This window comes from Kerstersia gyiorum (genome assembly GCF_004216755.1).
Lineage (GTDB): Bacteria > Pseudomonadota > Gammaproteobacteria > Burkholderiales > Burkholderiaceae_B > Kerstersia > Kerstersia gyiorum.
This window is the reverse complement of record NZ_SGWZ01000003.1, coordinates 447,405-461,365: the sequence shown is the minus strand read 5'-3', so window position 1 is coordinate 461,365 and position 13,961 is coordinate 447,405. Positions and strand designations below refer to the sequence as shown.

Genomic DNA, 13,961 nt, shown 5'->3' with positions numbered 1-13,961 from the left:
CATGATTGGAGAATCAAGCAATGCGTCGGCGGGGCCTGTTGTCCTGCGCGATGCCGTGCCTGCCGATGCGCCGGGCATCGCCTCGATTTACAACGACGCGGTGCGTCATTCGACGGCCATCTGGAACGATGTCGAGGTCGATGCAGGGAATCGTGCGGAATGGATCGCCGCTCGCAGGCGCGACGGTTTTCCGGTGCTGGTAGCCGTGGATGGCGATGGCGCGGTACTGGCGTATGGCAGTTTCGGTCCCTGGCGCAACTTTGACGGCTATCGCCATACGGTTGAGCATTCCGTCTACGTTCGAGGCGATTGCCGTGGCATGGGGCTGGGCCGGCGCATGCTGGCGGCGCTGGTGGATGCCGCGCGCGTCCAGGGGCGCCATGTGATGGTGGCGGCCATAGATGCGTCCAATACGCCTTCCATTGCCCTGCACAGGCAATTGGGCTTTGAGGAGTCTGGATTGGTGCGCGAGGCGGGCTTCAAGTTCGGACACTGGCTGGATCTGCTGTTCATGCGCCTGCAGCTCGACGAGCGCGGTGTGGATGAACGCAGCGTCCAGGCGTCTGCTGCGCGGGCGCTGCATTAACCGGTGCGGGCAGCGGCGCCCACGCCGCTGCGTTGCGGTTTTGTTGCCGGTCAAGAAACTGACATGAAAACGCCATAGAGTGCCGCCTGGATATAGCGGCAACAGACCGGCAATACACCGGTACTTAAGGAGTTTCTCGTGGGCAGTTTTGCATATCAGCGGCGTCGTTGCGGCTACCAGCACCTGAATGGGGGTGTGCATGGGTGACGCCACGCAGGATACAGGTTTTGACCTGGTCGTCGTCGGTGCCGGCATTGTCGGCCTGGCGGCAGCCTACGCCGCCCGCTGCCAGGGCTTGCGGGTTGCGGTGGTGGAACGCCAGGCGCGCAGCGTCGGCGCTTCGGTACGCAATTTCGGGTTTGTGACGGTGACGGGCCAGCGTGCGGGCGAGCACTGGCGCCGGGCACTTCGCACCCGCGAAGTCTGGGGTGACGTGGCGCCACGTGCCGGTATCGCGGTTCTGCAGCATGGCCTGTGCGTGTTGGCGCAGCGGCCGGAGGCCATGGCTGTACTTGAGGCTTTTGCAACGACGGAAATGGGGCAGGCCTGCGAATTGCTGACAGCTGCCGGTACGGCGCAGCGCTATCCTTTCCTGGGCCAGGGCGTGGGCGCGTTGTACAGCCCGCATGAATGCCGGGTCGAGTCACGCGAGGCGATTCCCTTGCTGGCGCGCTGGTTGCAGGAAGACATGGGCGTGGTGTTCTACTGGAATACTGCGGTGCAGGGTATCGACCTGCCTGTCATAGACACCAGCCGGGGGCGCTTGCGCGCCCGATACTGCATTGTGTGCCCTGGCCATGATCTGAACAGTCTGTTCCCCGAGGAAACTGCCAGGGCGAAGGCGCGACTGTGCACCTTGCAGATGCTGCGTGTGAAGCCGATGCAGCCTCTGGCACTGCCTGCGCCTGTCATGTCGGACCTGAGCCTGGTGCGTTACGAGGGCTATGCGGCTTTGCCACAGGCGCAGGCCCTGCATGCCCGCCTGTTGCAGGAGCAGCCCGAACATTTGCGCCAGGGGGTGCATCTGATCGCAGTGCAATCGGCCGACGGGTCGCTGGTGGTGGGGGACAGCCATGTGTATGACGGCGCGGAAGCGCCGTTCGCCCATGCCGCGACGGATGAACTGATTCTGCAGGAGCTGCAGCGGGTCCTGCCCATGCCGGGCCTGCAGGTGCTGGAGCGCTGGACCGGCACGTATGCGTCGGCAGACGATGTGGTGTTCAAGTCCAGCCCGGCGCCGGGTGTGGCCCTTGGGATAGTGACTGGCGGCACCGGCGCATCGACTGGTTTCGCTTTTGCAGAGGAACTGCTGGCGCTGGCATTGGCCTGATCGGGCCTGGCGCGGGCAGTTGCAATGAAGGCGGAAGATGAGGGTATGCTACGGAAAGTGTTTTTTTCCTGATCTACTGGCTTCCGTTATGACTTTACGATTGACTATCCTCGCCATGACCAGCCTGGCGCTGGCTGCCTGCGCCAGCACAGGTCCTGTTGTGCAAACGCCGGATGCGGCGCCTGCCGCAGAAGCCGCTGCAGCGCTTCCGGCCGCAACGGTTGCGGCGGAATTGCCGGCGACCGGCTGGACCGATCCTGCCGTCCTTGCGCAGGTGCTGCCCCGGTACCGCTATGTGTTGCTGGGCGAACAACATGACAACGCCGAGGGGCACCGCTTGCGCTACGAAGCCCTGGCCCAGGCCGTGGCGCAGGGCTGGCGGCCAGTGATTGCCATGGAGCAGTTCGACCAGGAACAGGCTGGCGAACTGGCCCGGGCCCAGGCCGAATGTGGTCAGGATGCGGATTGCGTGATTCAGCGTGCGGCGCCGTCCAAGGCTGGCTGGCAGTGGGAGTATTACCGGCCGGTCGTGGCGCTGGCCCTGCGCTACGACCTGCCACTGGTGCCGGCGAACCTGTCGCGCGCCGAAGCCGGCAAGGTGCTGCGCCAGGGCGTATCCGCAGTGTTCACACCGGAGCAGCTGGGCGCGCTCAAGCTCGACAGCACCATTCCGCTGAAGCTCCTGCCCCTGCACAACGATATTTTCGCCAGCCTGCATGGCGGCCATGCATCGTTGGAACAGGTTGCGCCGTTTTCGCGTGCGCAGATGGCGCGTGATGCTGTCATGGCGCAAAGCCTGAAGCGGGCGGATGGCCGGCCGGCGGTGCTGATCGCGGGCAATGGCCACGTGCGCGCCGATGTCGGCGTGGCGCAGTGGCTGGACCCTGCCGATGGCAGCATCCTGGCGGTGGGCTTTGTGTCGGACATCAACGAGCCGGGCGAGTATGACGCCAGGGTACGCATCCCGGTCGTGCAGCGGGGCAATTGAGGCCGCAGGGCGGTCACCACAGGAAACTTAGCGGAGATATCTGCCATGAGCCGGTCTGGATCAGGGTATGAACTGCTGGCGCCGGCCGAGATGGCTGCGGCGGACCGCGCCGCCATGGATGCCGGTGTGCCTGGCTCGGTGTTGATGCATGCTGCGGGCATGGCGGTCGCCGAGGCCATAGCCGGGCGCTGGCCGCGCGGCCGGTTGCTGGTGCTGTGCGGGCCGGGCAACAATGGCGGCGACGGTTTCGTCGCTGCCAGCATCCTGGCGGCCCAGGGGTGGCCAGTCAGCGTTGCCTTGTTGGGGGAGCGGGAGCAACTGCGGGGGGATGCCGCCTGGGCCGCCTCTTTGTGGACAGGCCCGGTCATGGCGGCGGACCAGGTGGATTTCCTGGGGTACGACCTGGTTCTGGATGCCTTGTTTGGCGCAGGACTGGCGCGCGAGCTCGATGGTAGCGCGGCGCGGTTGGTCGAACGCCTGGCCGGCAGCGGGTTGCCCGTATGTGCCGTGGATGTGCCCAGCGGCGTCGATGGCGCCACGGGCTGCGTGCGTGGCGTGGCTGCCGGGGCCGCCCTGACAGTAACGTTCGAGCGTGGCAAGCCGGGCCATTGGCTGTATCCCGGCCGTGCCCTGTGTGGCGAGCTGCACCTGGCCGGCATCGGCATGCCACCCTCCGTGCTGGCGGGCATGGATATACAGACCTGGCTCAACGATCCGGCTGTCTGGCTGGACGTTTTTCCCTTTCCTGGCGAGCTGGGGCACAAATATACCCGAGGACATGCGCTGGTCCTGGGTGGCGCCAGCATGACCGGCGCCAGCCGCCTGACGGCGCGTGCCGCGCAGCGTGTGGGCGCCGGATTGGTGACGCTTGCGGCGCCTGCGGCGGTGTGGCCGGTCTATGCAGCCGCGCTGGAAAGCGTGATGGTGGCGGCGCTCGATGACGCTCAGGGGTTTGCCAAGCTGCTGGCCGATGAGCGTCGCAACGCCTGCATTATCGGGCCTGGTGCCGGCCTGGGCGCCAGCACCCGCGAGGCCGCGCTGGCCGCTCTGCGGTTGCAGCGAGCCACCGTGCTGGATGCGGATGCCCTGACGGTGTTCCAGGACGCGCCGCAAGCGCTGTTTGATGACATCCAGGGGCCGTGCCTGCTGACGCCGCATGAAGGCGAATTTGCCCGGCTGTTTGCCGTCGAAGGCGGCAAGCTGGCGCGTGCGCGCCAGGCGGCGCATCTCAGTGGTGCCGTGGTGTTGCTCAAGGGGCCGGACACCGTCATCGCTGCACCGGACGGCCGGGCTGTGATCAATGGCTGCGCACCGCCCTGGCTGGCCAGCGGTGGGACGGGCGATGTGCTGGCCGGTCTGGCTGGCGGGCTGATGGCGCAGGGCATGCCGGTATTCGAGGCCGCCTGCGCTGCCGTCTGGCTGCATGGGCAGGCGGCGCGACAGATCGGCCCGGGGCTGGTGGCGGAAGACCTGATCGCTGCGATGCTCGGGGTTCTGGCAGCATTGTTCGCACGCAAGAAAAACACCTGAACCATCCGTCGCCACAGTAATCCGGACATCTCGGCCACATTCAGGGACAAATCGTTGCAATGTTACCGACCTTGCCGGAGCCGCACACCTGCTGCGACTTGCGTTAGCATTGGAGGTTTACGGCCGGGCCCGGAATTTCACCGGAACCAGACAGGCCGGATGGCTCGACCAGCTTTCCCTGGAATGCAATGAAACAATGGTTCAAACGCATTGTCATCGCTTTGGCGTCACTGATTGTGATCGCCGTGGTTGGCATTGCGATTTTCCTTCTGACTTTTGACCCCAATGCCTACAAGGACAGGCTGGCGGAAGCGGTGCATGAACGCTATGACCGCACGCTGACCGTCAATGGGCCATTGGATTTTTCCCTGTTTCCCCGCATTGGCCTGACCCTGCGCGAGGTGTCCCTGTCTGAACCGGATTCGGATGAAGTGTTCGCCTCGGTCGAGAGCGCTCGCCTGGCGGTTGCCGTGTGGCCGCTGCTGTTCAACCGCCTGGTCGTCGATCACGTGGCGATCGACGGCTTCAAGGCGAGGGTCGCACGCGACGCCCAGGGCAATTTTAACTTCCAGGACCTGCTGGGGGACCAGCCGGCCAATGGCGTGGCGGCCCGCAAACTATCCCCCGAGGAAGCCGTCGCAGGCGGCGTGGTGGCAGGTGTCCAGGCCGCGGGGCAGGCGGTCAGCTCGGCCGATGCGGCGGCGCAAGGGCGCGACATGCAGATCGACATTGCCGGGCTGGCGCTCAAGGATGGCGAAATCCTTTTCAGCGACGAAGCCTCCGGCGCGGCCGTGCGTTTGTACAGTTTCGATATCAATACCGGGCGGGTGACCTTCGGGCAGTCGTTCAATGTTGCCTGGACGGCCAAAATGGCAGGGACTGAGCCGGCCGTGGCGGCCGACCTGTCCGGCCAGGCCATGTTCAAGCTTGATCCGGCGATGCGGCAGTATGCCGCCCAGCGCCTGGACATGAAGCTTGCTGGGCAACTTGGTCCCATGCAGGCGAACAACTTGAGCCTGCGCGGCAGCAGCCTGGCGTTCGACGGTGCCCAGCGCACCCTGGATGTCGCCGGCCTGGAGCTGATTTTCCAGGGCGATGTGAATGGCGCGCGACCGATGACGGGGGTGGACACCAACGTGCAGATCGCCAAACTGGCGGCCTATCCCGCGTCCTGGCGCATGCAGCTTGAGCGCATGGCGGTCCGCGCCAAGGGTGCGCTGGCGCAGCAGCCCTTCGAACTGGCCGTGGATGCGCCTGCGCTGGATGTCTCGCCGACGCAAGCCACCGGGGAGCCGCTGACGGGCCGTTGGCGCCTGAGTGGCGAGGATGCCGTGGATATTTCCTTCGGCCTGGAAGGCCTGGAAGGAACGGCTGCGGATATGGATTTCAGCCAGTTGAAGCTGGATGCCGCCGTGCGGCAGGGCAGCCGTCTCGTAAAGACGCAATTGGCGTCACCGGTGGAATTGCGGCCTTTGCAGGAAGAAGTGGCCCTGACGGCGCTCAAGGGCGATATCGTGATCACCGACCCGGCCTTGCCCAAGGGTACGCTGGCCATCCCTGTCATCGGCAGCGTGTCGGGCAATTTTGCGCAGAATACCGGCAAGGCCAATATCAATGCCGTGCTCGAAGGCGGCAAGTTCGACCTGGGCATGGAATATGACGCCCAGCCGGGCCAGGGCGTGAAGTTCTCGCTTGCCGCCGACACGCTGGATCTCGACAAGCTGGTGCCTGGCCGCCAGGCCGTGGCCGAAGGCGAACCGGCCGAGCGCAAGGGTGAAACCGATGCCGCCGCCGAACCCCAGCCCGAAGCACAGGAAGGCGAGGCACAGGAAGCGGCCGAGCCTGCGCCAGTCGCCCCCGAGCCATCCGCATGGCGCTGGCTGAGCAAAACGGCGGTCAAGGGGGACATCCGTATCGGCGACCTGGTCTTGCATGGCTTGAAGGCCAAGGATGTCAGCGCGCAACTGGAAGCGGGCTCGGGCAAGCTGCAATTGCGTGATGTCCAGGCTGGCTTGTACGAGGGCAAGCTGAGTGGCAACGCATCGCTGGCTGAGGAAAACAAGCAGGCCAGGCTCAAGCTGAACCTGAATGGCGTGGCGCTGGGGGCATTGCTGCAGGATGTTGGCGTCCAGCCGATGATCAGCGGCAAGGCCGACGTGATGCTGGACCTGACGGCACAGGGAGAGCAACCGGCAGACTGGCTGGCTGCACTGGGTGGCTCGGCACGGGTCAAGGTGGTCGACGGTATGCTGGACGGCCTGGATGCGGAACAATGGCTGGCTGATTTCAGCGAAGGGCTCAAGCGTGGCGTGGCACCTGCCATCCGGCGTTCGGGCATCACGCGTTTTTCGTTGCTCGATGCGCAGGCGACCTTGGCCAAGGGCGTTGCCAGCCTGCGCCGCCTGAATTTCGACAGCACCTATATCAAGGTTTCGCAAAGCCAGCAGGGGACGGTGAACCTGGTCAATGGCAGCCTGAACCTGAATTTGCTGGCGCGCATGCAAGGCCTGCGCAAGCACTCGAATGCCCGTCAGCTTGCCATTCTTGAGGGCGTGCGGGTGCCGGTGCATATCACTGGCGATTGGACCAATCCCCAGTATGCGGTGCAGTTCGAGAATATTGTTGGTGCGGCCATACGTGGCCAGTTGCAGCGCATGATCCGGGGGCTGTAAGCCGTGCGTGTCAGCTGCCCTGGGGGGGGGCGGCACCAGGCATCATGCGCAGGATGGATTCAGGGCCGGACAGATGTCCGGCCCTTTTTCATACGGTGGTGGGATCGGCTTTGGCGCGTGTCAGGCGATGGAATTTCTCCATCAGCGTTTCCTGGCTTTCATGCCATTGCGGATGGATTTCTATGCACTCGACCGGGCAGATGACTTGGCACTGGGGCTCGTCATAGTGGCCGATACATTCGGTGCAGGCGTCGGGATTGATCTCGTAGATTTCCGCGCCCATGTAAATGGCATCGTTGGGACACTGCGGTTCGCAGACGTCGCAGTTGATGCATTCTTCAGTGATGTGCAGCGCCATGGCAGGACCCGCCAGCGTTGGGGAATGCGGTTACAGGAGCCATCATTGTAGCGCTCCGGCTGCCAAAGCGGCGGGCAGCCCCGCTGGTGGCAGGGGTATCTGTCACGGCAAACGGCCACGGTGCTGTCGCGCCGTGGCCCGGAACCGGTTTTTTCAGGAGCGCGTTGCGGCGATCAGCCGGCGGCTGCTTCGCGGCGCTTGCGGGCTTTTTCCTGCAGCCAGCGTTCCACCGAAGGGAACACGAACTGGCTGACATCGCCGCCCAGCAGGGCAATTTCCCGGACGAAAGTGCCGGAGATGAATTGGTATTGATCCGACGGGGTCATGAACAGGGTTTCGACTTCCGGCATCAGGTGGCGGTTCATGCCGGCCATCTGGAATTCGTATTCGAAGTCGGAGACCGCGCGCAGGCCGCGCACGATGACGCGCCCTTTCTGCTCGCGCACGAAATCCTTGAGCAGGCCGTCGAAACTGTGGATTTCGACATTGTCGTAATGCCCCAGCACTTCCTGGGCAATGGCCAGGCGTTCTTCGATGGTGAAGAAGGGGTTTTTGCCACGGCTGTGGGCAATGCCGACCACCACGCGGTCAAAAATGGCGGCGGCACGGCGGACGAGGTCTTCGTGGCCGCGTGTCAGGGGGTCGAAAGTACCAGGGTATACAGCGGTAATCATGCAAGTCTCCATTTCCACGGTTCTCGCGCAACGGCAGGCAGCGCGGCGGGACTGGGCCCGGTGGGATATTTCTTGCCGCTATTGCGGTGCAACAAACTGTAGCAGATAGTAGTTCACTGCGCCTGCCTTGCCGGAGCGAATCACGGTGGAATTCTGCGGCAGTTCGATCGCGGCTTCGGATTCGGCGTACACGTAGGCGCCGGGATTGAGAATGCCCGGCAACGCAGGCCAGATGCGTTCCAGCAGGCCCAGGCCGAAGGGGGGATCGAGCAGGACGAGATCGTAGCGCGTTGCGTCCAGCCGTTCCAGTACCTGCCAGGCATCGCCTTGGTGGATGCGCAGGTTGGTTGCGCCGAGCTTGTCGCGCAGTGCACGCAGGGCCGACGCGGCGGCACGATGGTTTTCCACCATCAGGACATGACCGGCACCACGCGAGGCGGCTTCCAGGCCCAGTGCTCCAGTGCCGGCGAACAGATCCAGCACTTGTTTGTCCTGCCATTCATTGTCCCAGAGATGGTTCAGCCAGTTGAACAGTGTCTCGCGAACACGGTCGGGCGTGGGCCGCAGGCCGGGGGCGTCCACCACGGGAATCGGTGTCCGTCGGAATTGACCGCCTACAATGCGGATGCGATGTTTCTGCATGGGGATGGGTTTATGCCGTGAACCGCGGAAATAGGCGCGGAAAATGCAAGAATAACGCCTGCGAAGAACTCCGGCCTAGCAGCCGGTGCGCTTTGCCAGCATTCGAGGGAGTGCCGGCCGGGAGGCCGGGAGCTCTCATTGCCTGCCTGGCATGCCCTGATGGGGTGGTGCCGAGCAGGCTGGCGCCCGCTGGGCGCCTGGGGGCGCAGGTTCGGTCCGGTACCGGGCACAGGCGCCAGTAACGGGTTTTCTCCGTGTCACACTACGGTTGATTATGTTCAGTTTCTTCAAGCGAAAAAAGAAAGCACCGGCCCCCGCGCCGGAAACAGCCAACGATTTGCAGGACGCGGCAGCGGCTGGGTCGGCGGATGACGATGCCGCGGCGCAGGAGCAGCCGGACGCGGTACCGTCATCTGTGCCTGCCGATGCCGGCGAGGCGGCTCAGACTGGAACCAGCACCGGGGAGCAGGTGCCGGTAGCCGATGCACCTGTTCCCCAGCCGCCCGCTGCGGCGGCGCCCGGGGCGAGTCAGGCATTGGAACCGCAGGCACCGCTGCAACCGGTGTCGGCATCGCAAGAACAGCCGGCGGCGCCCGTTGTGGCGTCAGACACAGCACCGTCGTCGGTCTTGCCGCCATTGGTCACTCCGGCAGCGGCGGCCGTGCCCGCGCCTGTTACTGTGCCGGAATCAGCGCCGCAAGTCGTGTCGGCCGCTGCTCCGGACGTGATCTCCGGGACGGTTGCCCGGGCCTCGGAGGATGCCGTCGTGGATGCTGCTGCGGCAGAGGCTGCCGCGCCGTTTGAAACGCCCGCATATACGGTAGCCGAGGTAGCTCCGCAGGCTGCCGTGGCCCAGCCGCAGGCACCGGTTGCGGCGCCAGTGCAGGAAACTGTGCTCGAACCCGAACCCGAACCCGAACCCGAACCCGAACCCGAAACAGCGCCGGAAGTATCGGCGGCGCCGGCAAAGACTTCCTGGTTGCAGCGCCTCAAGCGCGGCCTGTCACGCACCGGCCAGAGCCTGGGCGGCCTGTTCGTCGGCGTCAAGGTGGACGAAAATCTGTTCGAAGAGCTGGAAACGGCTCTTATCATGGCCGATGCGGGCATGGAGGCGACGGAAAAGCTGCTGGGCGAATTGCGGGCCCAGGTGCGCAAGGAACGCCTGAACGATGCCAATCAGGTCAAGGCGGCCCTGCGCGACATCCTGACCCGCCATTTGCAGGTACTGGAAAAACCGTTCCCGCTGGCTGGCGGCACCCGTCCGTTGGTGGTGATGATCGCTGGCGTCAATGGTGCAGGCAAGACCACGTCGATCGGCAAGCTGGCACATGCCTTTCAGCGCCAGGGCGCGAGCGTGCTGCTGGCGGCTGGCGATACGTTCCGGGCTGCGGCCCGCGAACAGTTGATCGCCTGGGGCGAGCGCAACAACGTGAGTGTGATCGCGCAGGATGGCGGCGATCCGGCGGCCGTCGCCTTCGATGCGGTCAACGCCGGCCGCGCCCGTGGCGCGGATGTGGTGATGGTGGATACGGCAGGACGTCTGCCCACGCAGTTGCACCTGATGGATGAGTTGCGCAAGATCCGCCGAGTGATAGGCAAGGCGGAAGCCTCTGCGCCGCATGAGGTGCTGCTGGTGGTCGATGGCAACAGCGGCCAGAATGTGCTGGCGCAGGTCAGGGCGTTCGATGCCGCGTTGAATCTGACTGGCCTGGTCGTTACCAAGCTGGACGGCACGGCCAAGGGCGGCACGCTGGCGGCGGTCGCGGCTGGCAGCCAGGGCGTGCGCGCCGTGCCCGTATACTGGATCGGCGTGGGTGAAGGGCTGGAAGACTTGCAGGCGTTTTCCGCACGCGAATTCGCCACGGCATTGCTGGGCGATTGACCACGTGCCTAAGCGCAAGCCCCGGACTTCAGGCCGGGGTCGAGCGAGGCAATATCCATACGGCGCCGCAGGCGCCCCTATATCGTGGCGGAGAAGCTTCGGCCTTTAGGCCGAAGTTCTTCACGCCTGTTCTGGCCTGCTGGGGCGTGCGCCCTGGCAAGGCCGGATGCAGGCCTGGCCGAGGGCGGTGATGGTGGCGTCAGTCGCGCCAGAAACCCGGGCCGCGGCCCAGGTCGCGCAAGGTGGCCTGGGCTGATTGCTCCAGCGTGGTCAACCTGGCGGCAAACCAGCCCCGGGCGAACCAGGCATGTGGCTGTTCGACGCTCAATTGCGCAAAGCGGGCATCGGCCACGTAGATATCATTGATGGCACCCAACTGATCCTGCACGGCGGCCAGCTTGCGCCGGTAGGCGCGCAGGCGGCCCTGCGGCAGCAGGGATTCGGCGAAGGCCAGGCCATAGCGCAGCCGCTTGGCGCGTTTGCGCAAGGCGTGGCGCGTATCTATATCCAGCGTACTGAAGTTGCGGCCATCGCGTACCACGCTGCGGTGCCATTTGCGCAGGCGCTGCATCAGCAGGCGGCGCAGGTCTGCCTCATTCCTGGCATCCAGCGGAATGATGGCGACATCCTGGCCGCTGACCGGAGCATCGCCGTCCGTGCTTTCCCGGGCAGGCTGGGGGGGCGTGCCGGCCGGGGCCGATGGCAGGTCCAGTATCCAGGCCAGCATGTCCAGCAGCCATCCCTGCACCACGCGGCTGCCCGCACTGTCCGAGGCGGCCAGTTCCGCATGGCTTTCCGGCAGCGTGATCGCTGGCATGCCAGCGGCCATCAGGGGCGGCAGGATTTCATCACGCAGCACATCATCATCGCGGTTGGCGCCGAACTGGCCGAAGACGGTCCTTGCGGTCTGTTGCAGGGCTTCCGGGGGCAGGCTGGTCCAGCCATCGAACAGCCGCCAGGCCGAACGCAGGCGCCGCAGGCCTACCCGTAGCTGGTGGACATGCCCGGGTTGTCCGGCTGCGTAGACGCCTGCGGTGTCGATTTCGGTCAGCACCGCGGCATTGCGGGCGATCTGCTCCAGGCATTCCAGGGTAATGGCACGCAATGCCTGGGCCGGAGATTGACGGGCTGTCAGGACGACGGGCTTGATTGGGCGCGGCGCCCAGAAACGGCTGATTTCATCGGCACGCGCCTGACAGGCTTCCGGTGCGCCGGCCGGGCCGGCAGCGTCGAGTTTCAGGGCCGTCGTCGCCAGCGCGTCGCCGCGTTCGGATTTGCTGCGCAGGTCCAGCACCAGGCCGTGTTTTTGCTGCCAGCGGCGGCCCAGCAGGAAAACGGCCTGGAGGTGGCCGGTTACCAGTTCGAATTCAACTTCGGAAATGGGCAGTTCCAGGCCGGATGCGCGCAGCCAGCCTTGGTCATAGGCGATTTCGACCACACCCTGCCGCGTGCGCACGCGGCGCAGCTGGCGGGTGACGTCGGTTTCATAGCGCACGCCCAGTTCGCCCTGCAGGCCTGCCAGTACTTCGGCGACCGGGGTGTCCGCATAAACGGATAGATCCAGGACCGGGCCGGGCCGGTCATGGTTGAGTTCCAGTCGGGCCAGTGCATGGGCGCCAGGGGTCTTGAGCGTCTGCACCCAATGGTCGCCCTCGCGCCGCAGGCGGATGGCCACGCGGGCCTGCGCCAGTTCGCGGGTGGGGGTGTCGAAATAGAGCGCGTGCAGCGCAATGGTTTCGGTGGCCCCTCGGGCGAGTTCTTTTTCCACACCGGCGCGGGCGCTGGCAGGGACGTGCAGTTTCAATTCCTGTTCGGACATGATGGCGGCCGTTGTGTGTATGCAAACTCTCTCATCTTAGCCTGAGGCACCGCGAAATTTGATGACGAGTCATCGCAATGTCATGATCGCGCGCAAAGGCGCGCGCCCGCGAGCATCCGTGCCTGTCAGGGGCCTGCCGGGCCGCATGGCGGCCAGCACGGCGGGCACGGCCGGAAGAAAAGGCGGGCCTTGCCGGACGGTCGGGCAGGGGGCATTGCGGCAATCCCGCCCTGCGGCAGCGTAGAATACGAGGGTTGAAGCAGATTTCCAGCGAGTCATCAATGTCAGTCACTCAAGCCGCCGGTACGCCGGCAGAAGGTACGCCCGTGGAAGGCGTGACCATCGCTTCCGTCAATGAAATTATCGCCGAGCTGCGTGCCGGCCGCATCGTCATCCTGGTGGACGAAGAAGACCGCGAAAACGAGGGTGATCTCGTCATGGCGGCGGATTTCGTGACCCCGGAAGCCATCAATTTCATGGTGACCCATGGCCGTGGCCTGGTCTGCCTGACGCTGACCGAAGAGCGTTGCGAGCAATTGGGCCTGACGATGATGGCCAGCCGCAACGGCACCCGTTATGGCACCAATTTCACCGTCTCCATTGAAGCGGCCGTGGGCGTCGAGACCGGCATTTCCGCCTATGACCGCGCCCGCACCATTCAGGCTGCCGTGGCGCGCGATGCGCGGCCGGAAGATCTCGTGCAGCCCGGCCATATCTTCCCGGTGCGCGCGGTGCGTGGCGGTGTGTTGGTGCGTGCCGGCCACACCGAAGCCGGTTGCGACCTTACCGCCATGGCCGGCCTGACGCCGGCCGCAGTTATCTGCGAAATTCTCAAGCCCGACGGTACCATGGCGCGCCTGCCGGACCTGGCCGTATTCGCGCGTGAGCATGGCCTGAAGATCGGCACCATTGCCGATCTGATCCAGTACCGCAACGAACATGAGTCCGTGGTACAGCGCGTGGCCGAACGCGAAGTCAGTACCCCCTGGGGGCGCTTCCGCGCAGTGGCCTATCGCGATACGGCAGCCGGTGCGCCGCACCTGGCGCTGGTACATGGCGATATCGAAGCCGGTACCGAAACCCTGGTGCGTGTGCATGAGCCGGCCTCCGTGCTCGACGTGCTCGACGGCGAGGGCGGCGCGCACAGCTGGACGGTGCCCAGCGCGCTGGAAACCTTGCGGCACGCCAAGGCCGGTGTGCTCGTGTTGCTCAACTGCGCGGATTCCGCCGATGCCTTTTTTGCCCATGCCGCCTCATGGCAGTCGGACGAAGAAACGGCACCCAGCGCTCCCTCGGGCGATCGCTTCGATTTGCGCACCTATGGCATAGGCGCACGAATTTTGCGCGACCTTGGTGTCTCGCGCATGCGCCTGCTGGCACGCCCGCGCAAGATGCCGAGTATGATGGCGGGTTTTGGCCTGGACATCACGGGCTACGATAGCGATCCCGCTTCCTCTTCCAAGTCTGAACAAGGCTGAAA

11 protein-coding genes are annotated in these 13,961 nt (G+C 65.0%); 7 read left to right on the top strand and 4 right to left on the bottom strand.

All coding sequences use genetic code 11. The annotated features are described in order from the left end of the window. Position 1 precedes the first annotated feature (1 nt). The 5 genes from EV679_RS11905 (at position 2) to EV679_RS11885 (ending at position 7,106) form a co-directional block, all read left to right on the top strand. Entirely contained in the window at positions 2–586 is a 585-nt protein-coding gene (locus EV679_RS11905; RefSeq protein ID WP_130487321.1) for a GNAT family N-acetyltransferase, read from the top strand. 199 nt (positions 587–785) lie between these two features. Beyond that, the gene (locus tag EV679_RS11900; protein WP_130487320.1) at positions 786–1,916 is read left to right on the top strand and encodes a TIGR03364 family FAD-dependent oxidoreductase; all 1,131 of its coding nucleotides are present in this window, start codon (positions 786–788) and stop codon (positions 1,914–1,916) included. Between the two features lie 88 nt (positions 1,917–2,004). After that, the gene (locus tag EV679_RS11895; RefSeq protein ID WP_240733284.1) at positions 2,005–2,904 is read left to right on the top strand and encodes a ChaN family lipoprotein; all 900 of its coding nucleotides are present in this window, start codon (positions 2,005–2,007) and stop codon (positions 2,902–2,904) included. Between the two features lie 45 nt (positions 2,905–2,949). Beyond that, positions 2,950–4,434: an NAD(P)H-hydrate dehydratase gene (locus tag EV679_RS11890; protein WP_130487319.1), complete on the top strand. Its 1,485-nt coding sequence runs from the start codon at positions 2,950–2,952 to the stop codon at positions 4,432–4,434. A 188-nt stretch (positions 4,435–4,622) separates the two neighbouring features. Then, on the top strand, positions 4,623–7,106 hold the full coding sequence (locus EV679_RS11885) for an AsmA family protein (protein WP_130487318.1): 2,484 nt from the start codon (positions 4,623–4,625) through the stop codon (positions 7,104–7,106). An 88-nt stretch (positions 7,107–7,194) separates the two neighbouring features. On the opposite strand, the gene EV679_RS11880 is transcribed toward EV679_RS11885, so the two are convergent. The 3 genes from EV679_RS11880 to rsmD all read right to left on the bottom strand — a co-directional run bounded on the left by EV679_RS11880 (position 7,195) and on the right by rsmD (position 8,780). Beyond that, positions 7,195–7,464 (bottom strand): YfhL family 4Fe-4S dicluster ferredoxin, encoded by a 270-nt coding sequence (locus EV679_RS11880; protein ID WP_068375027.1) that lies wholly within the window; start codon positions 7,462–7,464, stop codon positions 7,195–7,197. 173 nt (positions 7,465–7,637) lie between these two features. Next, positions 7,638–8,138 (bottom strand): pantetheine-phosphate adenylyltransferase, encoded by a 501-nt coding sequence (gene coaD / locus EV679_RS11875; RefSeq protein ID WP_068375024.1) that lies wholly within the window; start codon positions 8,136–8,138, stop codon positions 7,638–7,640. Positions 8,139–8,216: 78 nt separating this feature from the next. Further along, positions 8,217–8,780 (bottom strand): 16S rRNA (guanine(966)-N(2))-methyltransferase RsmD, encoded by a 564-nt coding sequence (gene rsmD, locus EV679_RS11870; protein WP_068375022.1) that lies wholly within the window; start codon positions 8,778–8,780, stop codon positions 8,217–8,219. 847 nt (positions 8,781–9,627) lie between these two features. Here rsmD and ftsY point away from each other — a divergent pair. Continuing rightward, positions 9,628–10,662 carry a signal recognition particle-docking protein FtsY gene (gene ftsY / locus EV679_RS18005; protein WP_130487350.1) on the top strand — a complete coding sequence of 345 codons (1,035 nt, stop codon included), beginning with the start codon at positions 9,628–9,630 and terminating at the stop codon, positions 10,660–10,662. A 199-nt stretch (positions 10,663–10,861) separates the two neighbouring features. Here the strand turns inward: ftsY and EV679_RS11860 are convergent, their stop codons facing one another. Next, positions 10,862–12,481 carry a CYTH and CHAD domain-containing protein gene (locus EV679_RS11860; protein ID WP_068375019.1) on the bottom strand — a complete coding sequence of 540 codons (1,620 nt, stop codon included), beginning with the start codon at positions 12,479–12,481 and terminating at the stop codon, positions 10,862–10,864. 281 nt (positions 12,482–12,762) lie between these two features. Between EV679_RS11860 and ribBA the strand changes: the two genes are divergently transcribed. Further along, positions 12,763–13,959, top strand: a complete 1,197-nt coding sequence (gene ribBA, locus EV679_RS11855; RefSeq protein WP_127773243.1) for a bifunctional 3,4-dihydroxy-2-butanone-4-phosphate synthase/GTP cyclohydrolase II — start codon at positions 12,763–12,765, stop codon at positions 13,957–13,959. The last annotated feature ends 2 nt before the right edge of the window (positions 13,960–13,961 follow it).